General features: G+C 75.3%; 16 protein-coding genes. 5 read left to right on the forward strand and 11 right to left on the reverse strand.

Going from position 1 to position 21,788, the window contains the following annotated elements; all coding sequences use genetic code 11:
* Positions 1–13: 13 nt before the first annotated feature.
* The 3 genes from LPA54_RS02070 to LPA54_RS02080 form a co-directional block, all read right to left on the reverse strand.
* On the reverse strand, positions 14–418 hold the full coding sequence (locus tag LPA54_RS02070; protein WP_228973319.1) for a hypothetical protein: 405 nt from the start codon (positions 416–418) through the stop codon (positions 14–16).
* Positions 419–1,079: 661 nt separating this feature from the next.
* A complete protein-coding gene (locus LPA54_RS02075; protein WP_228973320.1) occupies positions 1,080–2,744 on the reverse strand; it encodes a cation:proton antiporter in 1,665 nt (554 codons plus the stop codon).
* Between the two features lie 752 nt (positions 2,745–3,496).
* Positions 3,497–4,057 (reverse strand): quercetin 2,3-dioxygenase, encoded by a 561-nt coding sequence (locus LPA54_RS02080; RefSeq protein WP_228973321.1) that lies wholly within the window; start codon positions 4,055–4,057, stop codon positions 3,497–3,499.
* Between the two features lie 105 nt (positions 4,058–4,162).
* Between LPA54_RS02080 and LPA54_RS02085 the strand changes: the two genes are divergently transcribed.
* From LPA54_RS02085 to LPA54_RS02105, 5 genes are all read left to right on the forward strand, one after another.
* Positions 4,163–4,606 (forward strand): MarR family winged helix-turn-helix transcriptional regulator, encoded by a 444-nt coding sequence (locus LPA54_RS02085; RefSeq protein WP_228973322.1) that lies wholly within the window; start codon positions 4,163–4,165, stop codon positions 4,604–4,606.
* Between the two features lie 241 nt (positions 4,607–4,847).
* Positions 4,848–5,774, forward strand: coding sequence for an FAD-dependent oxidoreductase (locus LPA54_RS02090; RefSeq protein WP_228973323.1), 927 nt, complete (start codon positions 4,848–4,850; stop codon positions 5,772–5,774).
* Between the two features lie 381 nt (positions 5,775–6,155).
* Complete coding sequence (locus tag LPA54_RS02095; protein WP_228973324.1) at positions 6,156–7,454, forward strand: MFS transporter; 1,299 nt, start codon at positions 6,156–6,158, stop codon at positions 7,452–7,454.
* A 406-nt stretch (positions 7,455–7,860) separates the two neighbouring features.
* Positions 7,861–8,058 (forward strand): hypothetical protein, encoded by a 198-nt coding sequence (locus LPA54_RS02100; RefSeq protein ID WP_228973325.1) that lies wholly within the window; start codon positions 7,861–7,863, stop codon positions 8,056–8,058.
* A 159-nt stretch (positions 8,059–8,217) separates the two neighbouring features.
* A complete protein-coding gene (locus LPA54_RS02105; RefSeq protein WP_228973326.1) occupies positions 8,218–8,868 on the forward strand; it encodes a 4'-phosphopantetheinyl transferase superfamily protein in 651 nt (216 codons plus the stop codon).
* A gap of 42 nt (positions 8,869–8,910) precedes the next feature.
* Here LPA54_RS02105 and LPA54_RS02110 read toward each other — a convergent pair whose 3' ends face one another.
* The 8 genes from LPA54_RS02110 to LPA54_RS02150 form a co-directional block, all read right to left on the reverse strand.
* Positions 8,911–9,837 (reverse strand): phosphorothioated DNA-binding restriction endonuclease, encoded by a 927-nt coding sequence (locus tag LPA54_RS02110; RefSeq protein WP_228973327.1) that lies wholly within the window; start codon positions 9,835–9,837, stop codon positions 8,911–8,913.
* A gap of 142 nt (positions 9,838–9,979) precedes the next feature.
* A complete protein-coding gene (locus LPA54_RS02115; protein ID WP_228973328.1) occupies positions 9,980–11,605 on the reverse strand; it encodes an AMP-binding protein in 1,626 nt (541 codons plus the stop codon).
* Positions 11,606–11,715: 110 nt separating this feature from the next.
* The gene (locus LPA54_RS02120; protein WP_228973329.1) at positions 11,716–12,660 is read right to left on the reverse strand and encodes an SDR family oxidoreductase; all 945 of its coding nucleotides are present in this window, start codon (positions 12,658–12,660) and stop codon (positions 11,716–11,718) included.
* 8 nt (positions 12,661–12,668) lie between these two features.
* Positions 12,669–14,030, reverse strand: coding sequence for an NAD(P)/FAD-dependent oxidoreductase (locus tag LPA54_RS02125; RefSeq protein ID WP_228973330.1), 1,362 nt, complete (start codon positions 14,028–14,030; stop codon positions 12,669–12,671).
* A 3-nt stretch (positions 14,031–14,033) separates the two neighbouring features.
* Positions 14,034–15,164 (reverse strand): AfsA-related hotdog domain-containing protein, encoded by a 1,131-nt coding sequence (locus tag LPA54_RS02130; protein WP_228973331.1) that lies wholly within the window; start codon positions 15,162–15,164, stop codon positions 14,034–14,036.
* Positions 15,161–16,567 (reverse strand): NAD(P)/FAD-dependent oxidoreductase, encoded by a 1,407-nt coding sequence (locus LPA54_RS02135; RefSeq protein ID WP_228973332.1) that lies wholly within the window; start codon positions 16,565–16,567, stop codon positions 15,161–15,163. The genes LPA54_RS02130 and LPA54_RS02135 overlap by 4 nt, the downstream gene beginning before the upstream one ends.
* Complete coding sequence (locus LPA54_RS02140; protein WP_228973333.1) at positions 16,564–17,580, reverse strand: 3-oxoacyl-ACP synthase III family protein; 1,017 nt, start codon at positions 17,578–17,580, stop codon at positions 16,564–16,566. The genes LPA54_RS02135 and LPA54_RS02140 overlap by 4 nt, the downstream gene beginning before the upstream one ends.
* A complete protein-coding gene (locus LPA54_RS02150) occupies positions 17,562–21,785 on the reverse strand; it encodes an alpha/beta fold hydrolase (protein ID WP_267486659.1) in 4,224 nt (1,407 codons plus the stop codon). The genes LPA54_RS02140 and LPA54_RS02150 overlap by 19 nt, the downstream gene beginning before the upstream one ends.
* Between the last annotated feature and the right edge of the window lie 3 nt (positions 21,786–21,788).

Here is a 21,788-nt window from a genome sequence, read left to right on the forward strand (position 1 = left end):
CGGAGGCGAACGGTCAGGCGTCGATGCGGACTTCGGTGCTCCATCGGGACGGTGGGCCGCGCGGGAAGCGCGGGTGGCCGCACCGGCTCGCCGCCGGGCCCGCGGCCGCCAAGGCCACGGCGGGGCCGCCGACAGCGCGGTGCGGGGCCGTGTCCCCGGCGCGGGGGCCCAGGCAGCCGTGGAACGGGTACGACAGGGCCTCGGCGTGGCTGAGCACGGGGCGCGCCGCGGTGGCGGGGCGCCGCGCGTCGGCGGTCGCGGACGCCTGCGCCATCGCCGTCGCGGCCGTGCCCGGCGCGGACGGGCGGGGCGTCGGCACCGACTTGGCCGACACCGGCAGGAGGAAGGTCAGGACCGCGAGCAGCGCGGAGAGCGCGACGGCGGCCGGGCGCCCGGGGTGTGCGCGGATGTGCTGCACGCCGCTCGCCCTTCGGTCAGGTCGCCATACGGGGACGGCAGTCGGGCACTGCGAGCCGACGGCTCGGCTCGTCCGGCCGTCAGTGACACGAACGCCGTCGGGCGTCCGGAGGTTCCCACCCCACCGCGGCGATGTCCTTGAGGGGTGCGCCTGCGCGTCGCCGGACCGGTGTGGACCGGTTACGGTCGGCTGTCGCTGTCGCTGTCGCTGTCGCTGTCGCTGTCGCTGTCGCTGTCGCTGTCGCTGTCGCAGTCGTCGTCACGTCGGCCTGGCGGCGAACGGCTCGTCGGTGCCGGTGCCGGCCCCGTGGGCGCGCACGCCACCGCGAAGGACAGGGCCGTCCCCGCGCCCGTGGGGGAACCAGTCGCGGTGACACGGCGGTCGGCCGGTAGGGCAGTAGTGGTCGGGAGTCAGGGCGTGCCGGTTGGCGACACGCCGTCCGCTTCCGGTTCAGGCGCTCCGGTCCGAGGACGAAGACCGCCCCTTGCGGCGGTACCAGGCGGCGTCGCGAACCGGCCGGTGCTCCGGGGCGGGCTCCGGGCGGCGGTGTGCCCCGCCGACGACGACCGCCGACTGGGACCACCCGCAGAAGGCGGGCCGGCCTCGCCGTACGCCACCGCAGCCGAGCAGGGGAACCGGAGGGAGGGGGCCGAGGCCGGGTTCAGGGGCGTGGGCCGTCACTGTCGAAGCGTTCGCCGCCGTCCCCGAGGAGCTGGTCGAGAACCTCGGCCGCGGCCATGGCGGCAAGGGGGTACGGCCGCAGGACGAGGTCGGCGCCGGCGGCGGCCAGCTGCTCGGCGTCGCGCTCCGAATGGGCGGTGAGGGCGACCCTGCCCGGGTAGCCGTGGTGGCGCAGTCCGTGGAGCAGGGCCTTGCCCGTCTCCGGCCGGGGGATGGTGCTGATCACGCAGCGGGCGTGGGTGAGGGGAAGGTTCTCCAGCAGGTGCATGTCCTCGGCGCTGCCGAACATGGCGGCCACGCCGTCCCGTTCGCTGCGGGCCACGCGGTGCGGATCGAAGTCGACGGCCAGGACGCGGTGGCCTGCCCTGCCGAGCTGGTCGGCGATGGCCCCGCCGAAGCGGCCCAGGCCGTAGAGGATCACGTCGGCTTCCTCCTCGTCTCCGCGGAGGTCACGTTTTCTGCCGTCGGTGCGTTCGAGGACCGACAGCCGCCGTTCGAGGCGGGCGTAGATCTGGTGGGAGTACAGGATGAGGTAGGTGGAGCCGCCGATGGTGATCAGCCCGACGACGGTGATCAGGCTGACGGTGGCGCCGGTGATGTGGCCGAGGCTGAGGCCGAGGGCGGCCAGGATGAGGGAGAACTCGGAGATCTGCGCCACCGTGAGCCCGGCCAGGAACCCCACCCGTACGGGGTAGCGCATGACCGCCATGATCAGCACGACGATCAGCGGGTTGCCGACGAGCACGAAGACGGAGAAGATCGCCGCCTCGGTGAGCTGTCGGGAGGCGTCGCCGAACTCGAGCCGGGCGCCCAGTTCGAGGAAGAAGAACAGCAGCAGGAAGTCCCGCAGGCTGACGAGGCGGGCGCCGAGCGCGTCCCGGTACGGCGTGGTGGCGAGCGAGACGCCGGCCAGGAAGGCCCCGACCTCGGAGCTGAAGCCCATCCAGTCGCTCAGGGCCGCCACCGACACCGCGAACGCGACGCCGAAGAGGAGCAGCAGCTCCTGTGAGCGCGCCACCTGGTGCAGCACCTTCGGCAGGACGTAGCGCATGAGCAGAGCCACCCCGGCCAGCAGCCCGAGGCCCTTGGCGAAGACCAGGGCGACGTCCACGGCCAGGTTGTCACCGGCCTGCCGCCCGAACGCGGTCAGGGCGATCATCACCAGGACCACCACGATGTCCTGGACGATGAGGAAGCCGACCGCGATCCGCCCGTGGAGCTGCTCCAGCTCCCGCTTGTCCGACAGCAGCTTCACGATGATGATCGTGGACGAGAAGGTCAGCGCCACCGCCACGTACAGCGCCGTGACCGTGTCCATGCCCAAGCCGATGGCGATCAGGTAGCCGACGACCGAGGTGAAGAGAACCTGGCCGAGTCCGGTCGCCAGGGCGATCGGGCCGGTGGTACGGATCAGGTGCAGGTCGAGCCGGAGGCCGACGAGGAACAGCAGGATCGCGATGCCCATCCGCGCCAGCAGCTCGATCGTGCCGTCCGCCTCCACCCAGCCGAAGCCGGTCGGGCCGACCAGGATGCCCACGCCGATGAACGCGACGATCAGCGGCTGCCGCAGGCGTACGGCCAACAGCCCGACGAACGCGGAGATCGCCAGGATGACGGCGGTGAGGGCGAACCCGTGCAACGCCATCACCCCCGTCCCGCCGCAGTCGGCGGCCCGCCGCGGTCCCCGGCGGCGAAGCGGGACGGCGGTCCGGTCATCTCCTCGCCTCCCGAACGGTCAGGCATCGCACCGGGCACGCCGCCTCACGTGCTGGGCAACGCTGCCCGGCAAGGCGTGGACCGCCTCCGACCGCGCCCCGTGCCGACCACGATCGGATCGGTCCCATGGAGCCCGGCCCTTCCGGGACGGCGCGGGCGCCTCGGCCGCGCGCCGCGACTCCCCGAGGTGACCAGCGGACGAGGCGGGACCGGGGATGGCAGCGAACCCACCAAGCGCTCGACCCGGGGCCTGCCTCCTCCGGACACGCGTGCCGCAGGTGCGACGGCTCCTTCTCGCCTCACGCCGTGCGTCCGCGTCAGGGGTTCCACCGGCTCGGCGCAGACATGCACCACGCCTCCTTGTACTCCACGGTTCCGCAGCCCCGCCCACTCCGCCAGCCGAGGGCGGCCCCCGGCACCGCCATGCATCTCCGCGACAGCGCTTCGGGGGTGCAAGGGCCCTCGGGAAGACACCTCAGTCCGGCGCTTCTCCCCGTCTCCGAGTACGTGTCGCTCTCGCGAGCGACGTTGTGCCAGGCTCCGGGGGACGCGTCGACCCTTCTCCCAGGGGCCTTGCCGGGGGCCTGCCGCCGGGTTCCGGCGAGCCCACCGCTCGCAGCGCCGCGTGGGGGGCGGCGACCAGCACCCGGGGGCAGGGTGCCCGGCGTACGGCAGGGGGGGTCAGCCTCCGGTGCGCCACCGGTGGTCGGGCAGGAAGCGCACGTCGTACCGCTGCGGCACGGTGGCGAACTTGTGTGGTCCGGGTACGTACGGCTCCGGTGGCAGGCCGAGGGAATCGGTCGGCACACCGAGGTTCTCGAAGAAGCGCTCGAAGGTGCCGCCGGGTCCCGCGGCCACACCGACGACCCGGCTGTGGTGGCGCTCGATGCGGTAGGCGTGCGGGCAGTTCTTCGGCACGAAGCCGAAGTCGCCGGAGGTGAGCAGCCTTTCCTGCTGCTCGCCCTCCAGGTCCTCGACGAACAGCCGCACCGCGCCGTCGGTGATGTAGAAGACCTCGTACGTGTCGGGGTGGAGGTGCGCCGGGATCACGTCACCCCTGGGCCCCTCGACGGTGAAGAAGTTGAAGGCGTTCTCGGTCTGCTCGCCGCCCGCGTAGACGGTGACCAGGTCGGTGAACAGATGGGCGCGGTCGCCCATGCCCTTCTCCAGGAAATACGGCTTCCCGGGCTCGGTCGGGATGTGCGACCGCGCGCGGCTGGGGCGGGCGAACTCCATGGTCATGGGGCCTCCGGCAGGACGAGACGACGTATGTCAGGTTACCTGACATACGTCACGGGGAGCGCCCCGTACCGTCGTTATGCTCGGAGCCCCGTCCCGTGAGGAGCCATGGCCACCCCCGCACGCAACCTGCCCCAGCTGCTCACCGAGGCCCGACGCTGGTTCGACGACGCTCTGGTGGCCAGCATGCGGGCCGCCGGCGAACAGCCCGTCACCGTCGGGCAGGCGGCTGTCTTCGCCGCCCTCGACGAGGAGGGCACGACGGTCTCGGAGCTGGCCCGCCGGATGGGCGTCACCCGGCAGTCCGCCCACCAGGCCGTGCACGCCCTCATCGGCATGGGACTCCTGGAGCAGGCGCCCGATCCCGCCTCCGCCCGCAGCCGGCTGATCCGCCCCACCGCCGGAGGTGCCCGTGCGCACCGGCGCGCCCAGGACACCCTCGCCGTCATCGAAGCCGTCCTGGCGCAACGCATCGGCGCCGATGCCGTCGGCGCCCTGCGCGAGGCGCTGACCGCCCCCATGGGGGAGCCCCCGCTGGTGGAAGCGCCCTGACGGAAACGAGCGGCCCCGCGTCCCGGGACGGTGACGCCACGCTCAGGAACGCCGTCGAGATCCGCGACGGAGTCGTCCGCAACCCAGGATCCTCTCCTTCCGGAACCGGACCGCCGAGTACCCGCACCTTTCGGCCGCGGCGTCCGGCCCGGGGGCACCGACGGTCGTCGCCTGACCGCGTGAGGGGACGTCGCCCCGCGTACGCGGGGGCCGGCGGTGCTGGAATGGGGGGATGGTTGCCATGACGTCGCGTGTCGGTCCGCCCGCTCCCCACGAGACCGACCTCGTCGTCGTCGGCGGGGGGCCCGCCGGTTGTGCCGCCGCGCGCATGGCCGCCAGTGTCGGCATGCGGTCGGTTCTCGTCGAGGCCGGTGGCCTGTGCCGCGGCCTCCGCCGCATTCCCGTACTGGACAACGCCCTAGGTGGGCACGGCAGCGGGCCGGAGTTGGCGGACGCGGTCGCCGCGGAGCTCGCGCGCACCGAGCTGTGCCGCCTTCTCCTCGGCCGTCGCGCGGTCGAGCTGCGGGCCGGTGACGATCGGGTCACCGTCACCCTGGACACCGGTGCGCGCGTCGGCGCCCCGTACGCCGTCGTCGCCACGGGTGTCGCCCCGCTCCAGCCGCGGGACGTCGACTGGGTCACCGCTCCCGCCGGGCTCACCCTGCCCCCGCTGTGGGAGGCGGACGCGTCGGACGCCGTCGGCCGTACGCTCCTCGTCCTGGGCGGGGACCGGCCGATCGGCACGTTCCTGCGGGCCCATCCGGCCGCCGACACCCGTCTGCTGGTCGCCTTTCCGCGGAGCGACGACCACAAGGTCGAGGAGGTCCACGACGACCCCCGCGTCACCCTCCTGCCCGTCGGGCGGCTGACGCTGCGTTCCGTGGAGGGGCGGGTGGCGGCCGAGATCTCGGGCCGGTCCGGTGGGCGGCGGCCGGTCGAGGCGGACGCCGTCTTCCTCAGCATCGGCGGAGCCCCCACCGCCCCGGACGGCGACCTCGTCCGGGACGGCGCCGGCTACTGCCGCCCCTCCGACCAGCACCCCCGCGTGATCGTCGCCGGCGACCTGCGCTCCGCCCGCTTCCAGCGGGTCATGACGGCCATGGGGTCGGGCAGTGAGGCGGCCCTGCGCGCCTACTACGCGGGGCGGGGGCTGGCTGTCGGGGAGTGAGGCGCGGCCGCCCCGCCCCCGGGCGGTCGCGGGTGGGCGGGTGACGAGAAAAGTGGGTTGTGGCGGGCTGAGGCGCCGTGATTATCGTGGGGCACGATCACCTCGTCCGAGGGACGTCGCAGGAAAGGGTCACGTTGCCGTCGGTGTCACGAGCCGCGGGTGGCGGGCGGGCGGGCCGTAGGCCGCGCAGCGCCCAGGCCGCCTGGTGGCCGCTGGTGCGAAGACTCACCACGCACCGCTGAGCCGTACCGCGAGCGCAGCCGCTCCCCGGCACGGCGCGGTCCCCCGTGTCCTCCTCCCTCATCCGGCCGGCGCAGCGGCGTGCCCGCGGCCCGTCGTGCCCTCGCGCGCCCGCGGCCCGGCCCCTTCCCTCACGAGGCCATGAACAGAGAGAGATTCCTGCCCGCGCTGCTCGTCGTGGCGCTGATCGGCACCATCATCGAGCTGGACATGTCCGTGCCCAGCTTTCCCGGCATCACCCGGGAGCTGGGCGCGTCCGAGTCGGCGGTCCAACTCACCGTCACCGTCAACTTCCTCGGCTACTGCCTGGGCGCCCTCGCCCACGGTCCGCTGTCCGACCGGTTCGGCCGGCGCGGCGTGATGCTCGCCGGGAACACCGTCATGCTGGTGGGCGCGCTGGGGTGCGCGGTGGCGCCCGGCATCGGGTTCCTGCTCGGCTCACGGTTCGTGCAGGGCGTCGGCGCCAGCACCTCCGTCGTCCTCGTCTTCGTGATCATCGCGGACGTCTACGAGGGCGCCCGGCTGCTGAGGATGTACGGGCTGACCAACGCCGCCATGTCCGCCTTCATGACGGCCGCCCCGGCCCTCGGCGGCATGGTCGACCGCACCCTCGGCTGGCGCGGCAACTACGCGGTGGTCTTCGCCGTCACCCTGGTGTCCCTGCTGCTCATGGTGGTGTACCTGCCCGAGACCAGGGCCGAGCGGGTCGAGGTGAGCGCCCGGCAGGTGGCGGGCGACTACCGCCGGCTGCTGCGGAGCGGGCGGTTCGTCGCCGCGTCGCTCGCCCCCAGCCTGCTGTTCGCCGGGTACATGGTCTTCATCGCCACCGGCTCGTTCCTGTACACGGACACCTTCGGCCTGTCCGCGACGGCGTTCGCCGGCCACCTGCTGGTCGTCGTCGCGTGCTTCGCGGTGACCAGCCTCCTCGCCGCGAGGATCACGGCCCTGCTCGGAGGCCCCGGCCGCACCGTGGTGTGCGGCACCGCCGCCACGGTGGCCGGCGCCGCCCTGTTCCTCGCCCTCGGCGACGGGCCGCTGTCCACCACCGCACCGCTCGCCCTCTTCTGCGTCGGGTTCGCCACCGTCCACCCCGTCGTCTTCGCGCGGTCCCTCCAGGTCCTCCCCGAGCTGCGCGGCGCGGCGTCCTCGCTGAACATGAGCGCCCGGGCGCTGCTGGTCGCCGTGTCCACGGGTGCGGCGAGCGGTCTGTTCACCGGCGACCCCGTCGTCACCGCCGGGGCGATGGCGGTGGCCACCGCCGTCGCCGCGCCGCCGGCCCTCCTGGCCCTGCGGGGACACCCGGCGGCCGGTGAACGGGCCGCGCCCCGGCCCGACGCGGTCACCGGGGCCGACCGAGCCGGCCCGTCGACGGGCGGGTCGCTCAAGGCGCGGCGGTCAGGCGCCGCAGGCCGGTGTTCTCGAGTGCCGCGTAAGCGGTGACCACGCCCGCCCCGGTCAGCATGAAGGCGGTGCCGAAGCCGGTCAGCGGCACCAGGCCGCCGTAGGCCACCGTCACAGGCGACGGCCGAGGCGGCGTTGACCGCGACGACCGCCCGTACCAGCCCGGGCGGGAAGGACGGGAGGGCCGCGACCAGGCCGAACGCCGCCGCGCCGCCGAGCTGGTACACACCGAACGCGACCGAGAACGCCACCGGCATCCCGGTCACGGAGCCGAGGGGGACGCACGCCGCGATCAGCGCGAACCCCATCACGGCGGTGCTCACACCGTCGACGCGCAGCACCAGGCGCAGGAACCGCGCCGCGTCGGCCGGCGACGCGGAGGTCCCGCGCGGGGCGGGGCGGTGCCGGCGGGGGCCGGGTACGCGTCATCACTGGTCTCCTCCTGGTGGCTCGGCGCCCTCACCGTGACACGGCACACGTCGAGCTGCGCATCCGCACGCACTACGGCGACCTGGCCTTCTTCAGCATGATCGCCACCTTCGGCGCTCCCGAGGACGTGACACTGTCCGAAGTGGGGGTGGAGGAGGCGTTCTTCCCGGTGGACGGGCCCACGGAGGCTCTGCTGCGCCGCTTGTCCGGCTGAGCGGCGGGGAGTCGGGGGCGCCGGCCGAGGGGTGGGGGGTCGCGGACGCGGCTGTGTCCGGTGCGGGATCCGAGCGGATAATGATCGGGACGTGCGTCCGTGCGCGGTACTGAGCCGTCGCCGTCGGGGCGCCGTCGTGTCGAGGGGGAGCGAACGAGCGTGATCGAGCAGTTGTTGCCGTCCGAGGTGTGTGTCGCCGAGGCGTTCCACGACCCGCCGGGGCTGGCGCTGCTTGGTGCGGAGGCGGAGCAGGTGGGGCGTGCGGTCGACAAGCGGCGGCGCGAGTACACCACCGTCCGCTGGTGTGCGCGGCGGGCCCTCGGCGGGCTGGGCATCGGGCCCGTGCCGATACCGCGCGGTGAGCGCGGGGCGCCCGTGTGGCCGGAGCGGGTCGTCGGCAGCATGACGCACTGCCAGGGGTACCGGGGGGCGGCCGTGGCGCGCGACGCGGACCTGCGCGCCATCGGGATCGACGCCGAGGAGCACCTGCCGCTCCCCGAGGGCGTGTTGGGGCTGGTCGCGTCGGCCGGCGAGCGGGCGCACCTGGCCGAGTTGGGGCGGGTACGCGCGGACGTGCACTGGGACCGGCTGCTGTTCAGCGCGAAGGAGTCCGTGTACAAGGCGTGGTTCCCGCTGACCCGCCGTTGGCTCGGGCACGAGGAGGCCGAGTTGGCGTTCGCGGGCGACGGGACGTTCACGGCGCGGATCCTCCGGCGCCACCCGGCCGTCCCGGCGGAGGGCTTCGCCGGGCGGTGGGTGGTGGACGGGGCTCTGGTGGCGACCGTCGTGACCGTACCGCCGGGCGTGTAGGGAGCGTCGGGGCGCCGCCTTGGCGGGTGGGTCGGCCGGAGGTCACGCCGCCTGGGTGCCGGGGCGTTTGAAGACCTGGCTGCCGTGCCAGAGGACGAACCGCGGGTCCACGCTGGGGCGTCCGGGGCGGGGGGTCGCGACCGGGCGGCCGTGCAGTTCGTCGACGGCGCGGCCGGCCGGTCCCCGGGCCACGTACAGCTCGGAGACCTGGATGCGCAGGTCGGGGAGGAGGCCGAGGGCGCCGAGGTCGAAGAGGGTGTGGTGCAGGGAGCACAGGGACAGGCCGTTGTCCACCTCGTCCGGCCCGTCCTGGCTGTGCCAGCGCACGTGCGCCGCCTCGAGTCCGACGGGGTTGCGGCCGAGGGCGCCGTCGAACCCGCAGAAGGCGCAGGCGTACGCGTACGCGTGGAGCACCTCCTCGGCGAAGCCGGCCCGGCGGGTGCGCCGCTTGCGCCCGGCGACGGTGTGCGGGGCGCCGTCCGGGTCGGCTGCGAGGTCGAGGCCGACGGCGTCGCAGAGGGGCGCCTCCAGGGCGGGGGTGAAGTGCTGCTCCAGCAGGAGGCGTACGGCCGCGGCGAGCGTGCCCGGTTCGGCCAGCAGCGCCTCCACGTGCGGGCGGAGGCGGCCGTGCGCCCCTCGGTTCCGCAGGGCGGTGCCCCGCTCCGGGGCGTCCGGGCCGATCAGGCCGCCGTCCCGGTCCCGCAGGTCCCACAGTTCCCGTTCGAGGTGCACGAACGGCATCGCCGCCCGCTCCCGCGCGCGGGAGCGGCTGGTCACGGCGGGGCCGAAGTCGTTGATCAGCCGGCTGACCGGTTCCTCCGCCTCGTCGTACGAGACGGCGGTGGTGCCCGACTCGGCGAACCTCCCCAGCAGCCACAGCACCAGCAGCGGCTTGTGCGGTGCCCGCCGCTCGCCTACCTGGGCCCGCCGCAGCGCCGACAGCGCGTCCAGCAGTCGCTCCCGCGTCATGTGCTTCGCCAGCCCCCTGTCCGCGCCCCACCCGAGTCCGTACGGGCCGTGTCCCCCTCCGATTGTGGCCCAGCCGCCGCTGCCGGGTGAGGGGGCCCCGGCCCCACGGCCCCACGGCCCCCGGTGGGCCCCGGCGCCGGGGTCAGGCGAACGTCACGCGTGCCACGGGGGCGAGGCGCCCGTCGGTCAGGAGCGCGCGGCAGCGGAAGCGCTGGATCTTCCCGCTGGGCGTCTTCGGCAGCACCCCGCGCGCCAGGAACAGGCACTCGGCCAGTGCGACCCCGGCCTTCTCCATGGCCAGGGATGCCGCCTCCTCGGCGATCGGCCGGAAGTCCTTGGGGTTGCCCTGGGGTTCGACCATCAGCACGAGCCGGGACGTGCCCGAGCCGCCCGTCTCGACGAGGGCGGCGCAACCCTTGCGGACGTTCCGCAGGGAGTCGACCGCCGACTCGATCTCGGAGGCGTAGACCTTCCGGCCGCCCACCGAGAGCATGTCGTCGGCCCGGCCGAGGACGTACAGCTCGTCGTCGCGTACGAAGCCGAGGTCGCCCGTGTGCAGCCAGCCGTCCCGGAACCGTGCGGCGGTGCGCTCGGGGTCGGCGTGGTAGCCGAGGGCCAGGCTCGGCGAGGACACCCGGATCTCCGCGACGCCGCCGCCGTCCCCCGCCCGGACCGACACCCCGGGCAGCGCCACGCCGTTGGAGACCAGCCGGGCCGCCTTCGGGTGGTCGGGCGCCACCTCGACCACCGAGCCCTCGACCAGCGCGGGACCGTCGAAGGCGAGCGCCTTCGGCGCCCGGGCCCACGGCTTGCCGGTCACCGCGAGCGTCGCCTCGGCCATGCCGTACGCGGGCTGGAACGCGGTGTCGGACAGGCCGAACGGCCGGAACTTCTCCGTCGCCGCCACCAGCGTGTCCCAGTCGACGCGCTCCGCCCCGATCACCGCCGCCCGCAGCTTCAGCTCCTTGGGCAGCGCCCCGCGGCCCTGGGCCCGCGCCGCGAGGTACACGGCGGTGCTCGTGCCGGCCGTCATCGTCGCCCCGTACTCCGACATGTCGCGGAACCACGTGCGCGGCGCCATCCCGAACCGGTCGGGCGACGACAGCACGAAGTCGAAGTCGTACGCCCACGAGTACAGCAGGCAGCCGAACATGCCCATGTCGTGGGAGAGGGGCAGCCAGGAGGCGACGGTGTCGGCGCCCGGGCGGCCCCCCGTCAGATGCAGGATGATCTCCAGTTGCCGCTCGATGGCCCGTGTGGTCAGCGCGCAACCCTTGGGGGTGCTGGTGGACCCGGACGAGTACTGGACGAAGGCCACGTCGTCCCGGCCCGGCGGGCTCGGCTCGACGCGCCCCCCGCCGCGCAGCGCCGACCAGCCGCGGACCGGAACCTCCCTGCCGAGCCGCGGGGGGACCATGGCGGTCAGCCAGTCGTCGACCAGCAGCAGCGTCGGGTCCAGCCGCGCGGAGAGCGCCACCAGCTGCTCGCCGTACGCCTCCTGGCCCTGGCCGCGGGTCGGCAGCGGCAGGGAGGCCACCGCGCCGCCGGCCAGCCAGACCGCCAGCAGGCCGCGGACCGTGTCGGGCGTGTTGGTGAGGATGGCGCCCACCCGCGTGCCGGGGCCGACGCCCAGGGCGCGGAGCCGGCCGGCCATGCCGTGGGCGTCCCTGACGACGTCCCGCCAAGGGGTGTGGGCGAACCCGTCCCCCGTCCACTCGTGCAGCACACCGTGTCTGGCCCCGTCGGTCAGGGCGCGGAAGAACTCCATGTACGTGACCCCCGTCTGTTCGTGCTCGTGCTCTTACCTGTGCTCGTGTGCGTGTGCGTGTGCGTGTGCGTGTGCCTGTGCGCGTGCCTGTGCGTGTCGTCGTCCGGTGGTCACGGTCGTTCGGTCGTGTGGTGCCGCGGTGTGCCGGTGCCCCCGCGCCGATCCCAGGTGCGGGCGTCCGACGGCGGGCGGGTGCGCGAGCCGTCGCGGGCGTTGCGGAAGACGGGCAGCACCGCCGCGCGCAGCACCGGGAACAGCAGGGCCCGCGGGGTGTGCCGGCCCGCCAGGTACTGGGCCTTGGCGACCGGCCCCGGGACCACCACGCGGCGCCCCCGCTCCAGGCCGCGCAGGCCCGCCTCGGCGACCCGCTCGGGCGTCAGCCACGCCAGGAACCTCCGCTCCTGGAGCCGGGCCATGCCGCCCACGGCGTAGAAGCCGGTGCGTACGGGGCCCGGGGCGAGCAGCGTGCAGCCGACACCGGTGCCGCGCAGTTCGACGTGGAGCGCCTCGGCGAAGGTGTTGGCGAACGCCTTGCCGGCCGAGTAGGTGGCCGCCGTCGGCACGGGCTGGCAGCCGGCGGTCGAGCCGGTGACCAGGATCCCGCCGCGCCGCCGCGCGAGCATGCCCGGCAGCAGCGCCCGGGTCAGCGCGTGCAGGGAGACGACGTTCACCTGCACCTGGGCGCTCTCCTCGGCGGGGTCGTTGGCGCGCAGCGGGCCGCAGGTGGGGAAGCCCGCGTTGGCGCAGAGCACGGACACCGGCTGCCCGGCCAGCTCCTCTTCGAGCGCCCGCCGCGCGGCCGGGTCCGCGAGGTCGCAGGTCCGCACGCGTACGGGTACGCCGTGCCGCTGGCGCAGCTCCCCGGCGAGCCGTTCGAGGGCGTCGGTGGAGCGGGCGACGAGCCACAGCCCGTACCCGCGTGCGGCCAGACGCCGGGCGAGGTGCTCGCCGATGCCGGAGGAGGCGCCGGTGACCACCGCCCAGTCGACCGGGCCGCCCGCGCCGCGGGAACCGGGGCCGCCCGAGCCCGTACCGCCGCTCGTCCGCCCGCTCATCCCGCCGTTCACGCCGCCGCCCGCGCGGACGCCGAGGGGGAGACCAGGTGCGCGGCGAGCCGGCCGGCCGCGGCGCGGCCCGTCCGGGCGCACGCCTCGATGGAGACGCCCTGGATGTAGTCGCCCGCCAGCTCCAGGCCCGCCACGTCCGCGACGCCCTCCCGCACCTCGGCGAGGAAGTCGGCGTGGTACGGGAGGTAGCCGCTGTAGGCCGCCTCCCAGTGTTTGACCAGGAGGTTGACGCGCTCGGCGCGCGGCGCCCCCAGGTGCGCCACGAGGCGTTCCTCGGCCTCACCGGTCAGCCGGTCGATGTTCTCCGGGCCGAGGTCGGTCAGGCGGCCCTCGCGGCCGCTGTAGGTGTACCGGACGATGTGCCGCTCCTCCATGCCGTACGAACCGGCGTTGCTGCACGGCCCGTCGTCCATGGCGAGCGCGCGCACGTCGTGGCCGAAGACGGGCCGGTCGTACTCGACGAGGACCACGGTGGACGGGAAGTAGTTCACGTCCGACAGCCGCCGGGCCAGGGCGGGCCGCGCGGAGCGGACGATCCCGGCCGTCGCGTACGCCGGGGTGGCCAGCACCACGCCGTCGTAGTCGCTCGTCCGGGCCGGCGCCCCGCCCTCGGAGATCCGCAGCCCGGTGACGTGGCCGTCCCGTACCACCAGCTCCTCGACGGTCGCGCCGAGCCGCACCGGGACCCGCTTCGCGAACGCCTCCAGCACCGGCTGGATGCCGCCGGTCAGCTGGTCGTAGTGGTCCATCAGCATCGCCAGGTTGGTGCCGAACGTGCCCGGGTACACCTCGTCGGGCTCGGCGCCGTTGTTGCGGATGACCATGGGCCGCACCAGCATGTCCGTCATCTCGCGTCCGAAGAACGAGCCGAGCGGGGCGTGGTCGTGGCGCCGCGAGACGCCGCTGAAGTAGCGCGAGCCGAGGAAGCGGTTGCGGTCGTCGGCGCGGATCCGCGCCGCCATCGCCGCCATCCGCGCGACGTCGCGGGCGGAGCCCATCCGGCGGATGTTGCGCAGGGTCCGCCCCCGCCGCTCGCTGTCGAGGGTGAGGACCTCGCCGTCCTTGATGCGGGAGGCGTTGTAGCCGAAGGACTCGTAGGCGTCCGCGCCGAGCTCCGCGGTGAACCAGCGGAAGGTGTGGTAGCGGCGGCCGATGTTCTTGCCGCCCGTCATGACCGGCCGGTCGCCGAGCCTGTCGAGCCCGAACCGGCCGCCGAGCGTGCCGGCCGCCTCGACGAGTTCGACGTCGTACCCGAGGAGGTCGAGGCGGAGCGCCGCGGTGAGCCCGGAGACGCCCGCCCCCACGACCGCCACGCGCCGCCGGTCGCCCGCCTTGTCACCTGTGTGTGTCACTGCCATGGGTCAGACTCCGTGCGCTCGCGCGGTCGATGGGGGAAGGGGGCCGGGCCGGCCCGGATCGGGGCGGGCCGGTTCGGGGAGCAGGTCGACGCGGCCCTCGACGACCGGCTTGCCGAACTGCCTCAGGACCACGGCGACCGGGACGCGGCCGTCCGCGCCGGGGGCGCCGACCTCCGCCTCGTGGACGAGGTCGGCCTCGAACTCGGCGAAGTCGAGGAAGGCCGCCTCGCAGCCGACGGCGAGGGCGTGCGGGGCGGCCAGCGCCCCGGCCCGGCAGGCCGCGGCCACGGCGGCCTGCCGCATGCCCTCGACCATCAGGGGGCCCGGCACGTGGTCGTACTCGTGGTCGAAGAAGGCGGGGTGGTGCGGGTCGGCCGCCAGCAGGCAGCGGAACGTGCCGCCCGCGCCGGACGCGTCGTCCGGCCACGGCTCCCGTTCCGGCAGGCCGACGACGACGTTCCGCGGGTTCTCCCGCCCGACCAGGGCGGCGCCGAGCCGCCGCGCCGGGGTCGGCCGGGCCTCCGCCACGGGCTTCCGCGCCCGCTGGTAGGCCCGGAAGACGTCGTAGTCCTCCTGCGACATGAACGCCAGCACCGCGCTCAGGGCCATCGCCCGGCGGCCGCCGATCTCCATGGTGCCGTCGAGGACCATGCTCACCACGTCGGAGCCCTTGCCCTGGCGTTCGGCGACCCGGTAGTGCACGTACCCCTGGAGCGCCGAGGTCCCGTCGTGGGCGTACGCCGAGGGGTCCGTCACCCGCAGGGTGATCCGCTGGAGGCTGAAGGGCAGTCCGACCGGCACCCCCACATGGCGGTGCAGCAGGACGAAGATGGACTGCCGCGCGGCCTCCGCGGACGCCAGCGGGTCGTGGAAGCCGGCCCGCCGGTCCGACCAGAGGCTGTGGGCACGGGGGATCTGGAAGGCGAGGTGGAAGTCGTCGTCGGACCCCTGCGCGGAGTCGGTGACGAACACCTCGCCGACCTGCCTGCGGTGGGCCAGGGCGCGCGGCACCGTCTGCTCGAAGCCCAACTCGGCGCCTGGGGGCGGCAGTCGGCCGGGCGCGGCGCTGTGCGGGTCGGAAAGGACGGGAGGGACGGAAGGCATATGAGGGGCCTGCGGGATCGTGCCGGTCATCGGCTCAGCTCCGGTTCGGACGTGTCCTGCTGTACGGGGCGCGGCGTCGGGCCGCTGTGGAAGACGGGCTTGCGCATCGCGTTCCTGCGCCGGACCTCGGTGGCCGCGAGCCGCCGCAGTTCGCCGAGCGCGGCGCGGCGCCGCCCGGGCCCGCGCAGCAGCTCCCCGGCCGTCGCGCCGAGCACCCGCGCCGGGGTCAGGACGTCCAGGACGGAGGCCCGGTGGCTCAGCAGGTCCAGGACGCCGTCGACCTGTCCGCGCGCGTGCAGCCCGCGCACCACCCGGGGGACGACGCCCGCGATGGGCCCGGCCACGCCGAGGTCGGCGGCCAGGCCGTGGTACTCGGCGTACGTGCGGTCCCGCCAGCGGCCGAACCCCGCGACGGCGCGGTCGAGCCGGACGGCCGACCCGAGGACGTCGCCGACCGCGTCGGCGAGCCGCTCCGCCTGGTGGAAGGCGTCACCGATGCCCCGCCCGCCCGCCGGGTCCTTGAAGTGCCCGGCGTCGCCGAGCAGGACCCAGCCGGGGCCCCCCGCCTCGCGGAAGTACCCGAAGAAGCGCCGGATGCCGTGGATCCGGCTCGCCCTGGTGGCGCCCGACAGGGCCTCGGCGATCGGCGCGCACCGCAGCGCGTGGGCGCGCAGGGAGCCGTCGAGGTCGGCGCGGAAGCTCTCCCGCTCGTGCCGCTGCGGGGAGACGCCCACGATGTAGAGGCCGTTGTCGGCGGGGCCGCCCAGCATGTGCCGGTCGCCCCAGCGGTGGAAGACGAACGTCGGCCGGGGGCCGGTGTCCGCGCCCTCGAAGTACGCCCAGTAGTAGCTGCGTTCGCCGGGGCTCACGTGGTACATGCGGGCCCCGCACGCCTCGGCGACCCGGGAGTTCCGCCCGTCCGCGCCGACCACCAGGCGGGCCCGCAGCGGCGTCTCGACGCCGCCCGACACCGCCCGGACCCCCGTGACGCGGCCCGCGTCGCGGACCACCCCGACGACCCGGGTGCCCAGCCGCACCTCGGCGCCGGCCGCGCGGGCCGCGTCCACCAGGACCGGGTCGAGGACCTCGCGGCGGACGCACGCCGCGCCGCCGACGTCACCGGGCAGCTGCGGGAACGGGACCCGGCAGCGGAACTCCTCCAGACGCATGTCGACGTGGCTCATGGTGGTGACCCCGGCCGCGCGCAGCCGCTCCATCACCCCGAGCCGGTTCAGGAAGGCCAGGGAGTCGGCCTGGAGGATGTTCGAGGAGAGGGTCGAGCGGATCTCCGCCGCCTGGTCGAGCACGGCGACCCGCAGCCCGCGCCGGGCCAGCAGCGTGCCGAGTGTCGCCCCGGCGCAGCGCGCGCCGACGACCACCACGTCGTACTCCGGGGCCGCGGCCCACCCGGACCCCTCGGCCGGCCCGCTCACGAGGCGCCGTTCCAGCGCACGGCCGCGGCGGCGGCGAAGTCGCCGGCGTGCGCGAAGCCCGACATCACCACGAGGTCGCCGTCCCGCAGCCCGCCGGCGCGGGCCGCCCGGTCGAGCGTGACGGGCACGGCGGCCCCGTACAGGTTCCCGTACCGGTCGAAGGTGTCCAGGTGCCGGGCGTCGTCCAGACGCAGGGCCCGGCGCCAGTTCTTCAGGAAGATCCGGTTCGGCTGGTTGGTGACGAGCACGTCGATGTCCGAAGGCCGCTCCCCGAGGTCGGAGCACAGCTCCCCGACCAGCTCGGGCACGAGGGTGTTGCCGCGCTGGAGGATCTCCGCCGCCTTGGCCGGGTCGAAGGCGATGTCCATCTGGCCCTCGCCCGGCTCCCAGTAACTGCGCCCGTCCGGGGTCTTGATGCCGAGGTCCACGGAGTGCGCGGGGATGCTGCGGGTCCGCACCCCGAGCAGCGGCGAACCCGCCCCCGCCTCCAGGTAGGCCACGCCGCAGCCGTCGCCGGGGATCGGCGCGTGCGACCGCTTGCGCACCTCGGACTGGGCGAACATCCGGCCCGCGGTGTTCTGCACGTTGGCGACGAGCGCGGTGCGCGCCGCCCCGTCGGCCATGATCTTCTGTGCGAGCGCCAGCATGTACGGGAAGGAGGCGCAGCCGCCGTTGTGCAGGTCCACGATCCACTCGGGGTCGATGCCGAGGGCGTGCGCAGCCTGCGCGCCGACGCCCATGAACGGCTCGTCCGGCAGCAGCACGTTCGTCAGCAGCACGTCGACGCGGCCCGCGGGGCCCGTGCCGAGGCGCTCGAAGACCGGCCGGGCCGCCTTCGCGATCATGTCGGCGGCCCGTTCGCCGGGGGCGACGTGGTGCCGGGTCGGCGGCACGCGGAACAGCGGGGTGTCGGCGAGCGGGTCCACCGGGGCGTTCTCGTCCCGGAAGAACTCGGGCCCCACCACCTTCTCGGGCAGGTAGCTCCCGAAGTCGACTATGCCGACCGGCTGCATGACGGTTCCTTTCGAAGCCATTCCTCGACGGCGCGTGCCGTGTGGGCCGCGTGGTCCTCGAGGAGGGAGAAGTGGTCGCCGGTGACGGGCGTGACGGTGTCCGCGGCCCGCCACAGCCGCCAGTCCGCGCCGTCCGGCGTGTCGGGGCCCCGCTCGGCGGTGAGGAGCAGCGCGGGCGCCGTCAGCGGGTCGGCCGCCCAGTCGTCGAACAGCCGCAGGTAGCCGCCCATGGCCGGGACGCCCGCGTCGAGGTCGGCGGGCGCGCCGTCCCGGGCGAGGACGCGGCCCATCGCCCAGGCGAACACCGCCTGCTGCTGCGCGGGTCCGGGTTCGTACGTGTCGATCAGGACGACCCCGTCGACGCGGTGCCCGGCGCGCTCCAGTGACGCGGCGGCGGCGTGCGCGAGGGCGCCGCCGACGGAGTGCCCGGCGAGGACCAGCGGGGCCGCGCCCGCGGTGCGCAGCGCGGCGGCGGCCAGGCTGTCGACCGCCGCCCGCCACGAGCCGGGCAGCAGCGGGGACGTGCCGAAGCCGGGCAGGGTGAGCGCGGACATCCGCACCCGCCGGGTGAACCCGGCGGCGAACCGCGCGAACTGGTGCGGGCCCGATCCGGCCAGGAAGGACGGCACGCACACCACGGCGGGCGCGGCGGGCCCGTCGGAGACCAGCACGGACTCCGGCGGCCCCGCGGGCAGGTCGGCGGCGGAGAAGACGGGCAGGTCGGCTGCGGCGGCCCGCAGCAGCGGTACGGCGTCAGCGAGCCGCCCCCGCCGGTGCAGGTCCCTGAGCAGGGCGGCGGGGCCCTCGCTCCCGGTGGCGCGCGGGGCGCTCGGCGGGGCCGGGGCGCGGGGCGGAGGAGGGGGGCCGGGGCGGTCGGTCCGGGCGGTCGCATCGGCCGGGCCGGCCGGGCCCACCGGGTCGCTCGGATCGCTCGGGTCAGCTGGGTCGGCCGGGTCAGCTGGGTCGGCCGGGCCGGTCGAATCAGTCGGATCGCTCGGGTCGGCCGGGTCGTTCCGGTCGGTCGGGGTGCTCGGCGTCAACAGCGGGCGCAGGTGCTCCGCGAGGGCCGCCGGGGTGGGGTGGTCGACCAGGAGGGTGGCCGGAAGGGCGAGGCCGGTGACCGAGGCCAGGCGCCGCTGGAAGCGGACGGCGCCGACCGAGTCGATGCCCAGCTCCGGCAGCGTCAGCCCCGGGTCGATCCGCCCGCCGTCCTCGTAGCCGAGCACGAGCGCCAGTTGGGTACGGACCAGCCCGAGGACGTCCCGCTCCCCGTCCGCCACCCGCGGCTCCTCCCCGTCCGCCCGTTCCCGCGCGGCCGGCGCCGACGCCGGTGCGGTCCGGTCCGCGGGCGGGGCCGGTTCCGCGCCCCGTACGGTCTGCGGCACGTCGACCCAGTGGCGGCGCGGCTGGAAGGCGTACGTCGGGAGCCGCACCCCGCGGGCCGCCTCCCGGGGGAGCAGGTCCGCGAGGTCGCCGCACGCGCCGTGCGCGTACAGCTCGGCGAGCGCGGTCATGAGCGCGGTCGGCTCCGGCGCGCGCCCGTCGAGGGCGGCGGCGACCACCGCGTGGTCCGGCTCCCGCAGGCACGGGCGGGTCATCGCCGCCAGCACCCCGCTCGGCCCCAGTTCCAGGAACGCCGTCACCCCCGCGCCCTCCAGGTGGCGCACCCCGTCGTGGAAGCGGACGGGGCGCTCGGCGTGGCGGACCCAGTACTCGGGCGTGGCGAGGTCGGCCGCGTCGGCGACCGTCCCCGTCACGTTGGAGACGATCGGCACGGTCGGCGCGTGGAACGTCAACCCGCATGCCACAGCGGCGAGTTCGGCGAGCATGGGGCGCATCAGAGGCGAGTGGAAGGCGTGGCTGACGCGCAGCCGGCGGGTACGGCGGCCCTCTCCCCGCCACGCCGACTGCCAGGCCGCGAGGGGGTCGGCGGCGCCGGACACGACGACGGAGCGGGGCCCGTTCACGGCGGCGACGGCCAGCCGGTCGTGGCCGCGCAGACTCGCCAGGACCTCGTCCTCCGTCGCCTCCACGGCGACCATGGCGCCGCCCTCAGGCAGCGCCTCCATGAGCCTGCCGCGCGCGGCGACCAGGGCGCTCGCGTCGTCCAGCGACAGCACCCCGGCGACGTGCGCGGCGGACAGCTCGCCGACGGAGTGGCCCATCAGGAAGTCCGGGGCGAAGCCCCAGGACTCGACGAGGCGGTACAGGGCCACCTCCAGGGCGAACAGCGCCGGCTGCGTCCAGCCCGTGCGGTGCAGCAGCTCCGCGTCGGGGCTGCCCTCGGGGGCGTCCATCACCCGGCTCAGGGGCCGTTCCAGGTGCCGGTCGAGTGCGGCGCGGGCCGCGTCCAGGGCGTCGGCGAACACCGGGTGGGCGGCGGCCAGGGCGCGGCCCGCGCCGGCCTGCTGGGAACCCTGCCCGGAGAACAGGAACGCGCTCTTCCGTCCGGTCCGCGCCGCCACTCCGAGGACGGCGTTGCCCGGGAGGTCCCCCGCGCCGAACGCCGCGAGCCCGGTGAGGAGTTCGGCGCGCGTGGTGCCGGTGAGGACGGCCCGGTGGTCGAAGCGGGCGCGGGTGTGGGCGAGGGCGGCGCCGATCCGCGTCGGGGTGGCGGCCCGGGGGGAGGCGGCGTCCGACCGCGCGGGGGCGCGGCCCGGCCCCGCGGGGGATGCGGCCGGTCGGGCCGTGAGGTGGGCGTGCAGGCGGCGGGCCTGGGCGCGCAGCGCGGCCGGAGTCCTCGCCGACAGCACCCACGGCACCACCGGCGCGGCCGCCGTCGGCTCCGGCCCCTCGCCGGCGTCGGTGGACGCGTCGAGCGGCGCCTCCTCCACGACCACGTGCGCGTTGCTGCCGCTGATGCCGAACGAGGACACCCCGGCCCGCCGGACCCGCTCCCCGCGCGGCCAGGGAACCGCCTCGGTCAGCAGCTCGATGCCGCCCGCGGACCAGTCGGCCTTGGACGTGGGCCGGTCGACGTGCAGCGTCCGGGGCAGTACCCCGTGGCGGAGCGCCTGCACCATCTTGATCAGCCCGCCGACGCCGGCGGCGGCCTGGCTGTGCCCGACGTTGGACTTCAGCGAGCCCAGGCGCAGCGGGTGCGCGGCGGTCCGCCCGCGGCCGTAGACCGCCGCGAGGGCGTCGACCTCGATGGGGTCGCCGAGCACGGTGCCCGTGCCGTGCCCCTCGACCGCGTCGACGTCGTCGGGACGCAGCCGCGCCGCGGCGAGCGCCTGGGTGATGACGCGCTGCTGGGAGCGGCCGTTCGGGGCGGTGAGGCCGTTGCTGGCGCCGTCCTGGTTCACGGCCGTCCCCGTGAGGACCGCCAGGACGCGGTGGTGGTTGCGGCGGGCGTCGCTCAGGCGCTCCAGCAGGACGGTCCCGACCCCCTCGCCCCAGCCGGTGCCGTCGGCGGCCTCCGCGTACGAGCGGCACCTGCCGTCCGGGGAGAGCGCGCGCTGCCTGCTGAACTCGGTGAAGACGCCCGGCGTGGACATCACCGTCACTCCGCCCGCGACGGCCAGGGCGCACTCGTCCCGCCGCAGCGCCTGCACCGCCAGGTGCACGCTCACCAGTGACGACGAGCACGCCGTGTCGACGGTGAGGGCCGGACCCTCGAACCCCAGCACGTACGAGACGCGGCCGGAGAGGACGCTGCCCGCCGATCCGATGCCCCAGTAGCCCTCCAGCTCCGGCGGCCCCGACCGCGCCAGCTGCCCGTAGTCCTGGCCCGTCGTGCCGACGAACACACCCGTACGCGAACCGCGCAGGTCGCCCGGGTCGATGCCCGCGTCCTCCAGCGACTCCCAGACCGTCTGCAGGAGCAGCCGCTGCTGCGGGTCCATCGCCACGGCCTCGGTCCGGCCGATGCCGAAGAACTCCGCGTCGAACTCGGTCGCGCCCGCCAGGAACCCGCCGCCCCTGGCGTACGTCGTGCCGGGGTGGTCGGGGTCGTCGTGGAAGAGCCGCTCCAGGTCCCAGCCGCGGTCGGCGGGGAACTCCGCGACCGCGTCACGCCCGGCGGCCACCAGCTCCCACAGCTCGTCCGGGGAGGTCACGCCGCCCGGGTAGCGGCAGGCCATGCCCACCACCGCGACCGGTTCGTACGCGCGCTGCTCGGCCTGGCGCAACCGCTCGCGCGTGGCCTGCAACTCGGCGGTGACGCGCTTGAGGTACCGCAGGGTCCTGTCGTCGTCGTCCGGCATGGT

The sequence above is a fragment of the Streptomyces sp. DH12 genome (assembly GCF_020873895.1).
GTDB lineage: Bacteria > Actinomycetota > Actinomycetes > Streptomycetales > Streptomycetaceae > Streptomyces.

What these genes read in the sequence shown, in the direction of transcription:
- LPA54_RS02075 (WP_228973320.1), bottom strand. Translation starts at nt 2,744, where the DNA reads ATGGCGTTGCACGGGTTCGCCCTCACCGCCGTCATCCTGGCGATCTCC.
- LPA54_RS02080 (WP_228973321.1), bottom strand. Translation starts at nt 4,057, where the DNA reads ATGACCATGGAGTTCGCCCGCCCCAGCCGCGCGCGGTCGCACATCCCG.
- LPA54_RS02085 (WP_228973322.1), top strand. Translation starts at nt 4,163, where the DNA reads ATGGCCACCCCCGCACGCAACCTGCCCCAGCTGCTCACCGAGGCCCGA.
- LPA54_RS02090 (WP_228973323.1), top strand. Translation starts at nt 4,848, where the DNA reads ATGACGTCGCGTGTCGGTCCGCCCGCTCCCCACGAGACCGACCTCGTC.
- LPA54_RS02095 (WP_228973324.1), top strand. Translation starts at nt 6,156, where the DNA reads ATGAACAGAGAGAGATTCCTGCCCGCGCTGCTCGTCGTGGCGCTGATC.
- LPA54_RS02110 (WP_228973327.1), bottom strand. Translation starts at nt 9,837, where the DNA reads ATGACGCGGGAGCGACTGCTGGACGCGCTGTCGGCGCTGCGGCGGGCC.
- LPA54_RS02115 (WP_228973328.1), bottom strand. Translation starts at nt 11,605, where the DNA reads ATGGAGTTCTTCCGCGCCCTGACCGACGGGGCCAGACACGGTGTGCTG.
- LPA54_RS02120 (WP_228973329.1), bottom strand. Translation starts at nt 12,660, where the DNA reads ATGAGCGGGCGGACGAGCGGCGGTACGGGCTCGGGCGGCCCCGGTTCC.
- LPA54_RS02125 (WP_228973330.1), bottom strand. Translation starts at nt 14,030, where the DNA reads ATGGCAGTGACACACACAGGTGACAAGGCGGGCGACCGGCGGCGCGTG.
- LPA54_RS02130 (WP_228973331.1), bottom strand. Translation starts at nt 15,164, where the DNA reads ATGACCGGCACGATCCCGCAGGCCCCTCATATGCCTTCCGTCCCTCCC.
- LPA54_RS02140 (WP_228973333.1), bottom strand. Translation starts at nt 17,580, where the DNA reads ATGCAGCCGGTCGGCATAGTCGACTTCGGGAGCTACCTGCCCGAGAAG.
- LPA54_RS02150 (WP_267486659.1), bottom strand. Translation starts at nt 21,785, where the DNA reads ATGCCGGACGACGACGACAGGACCCTGCGGTACCTCAAGCGCGTCACC.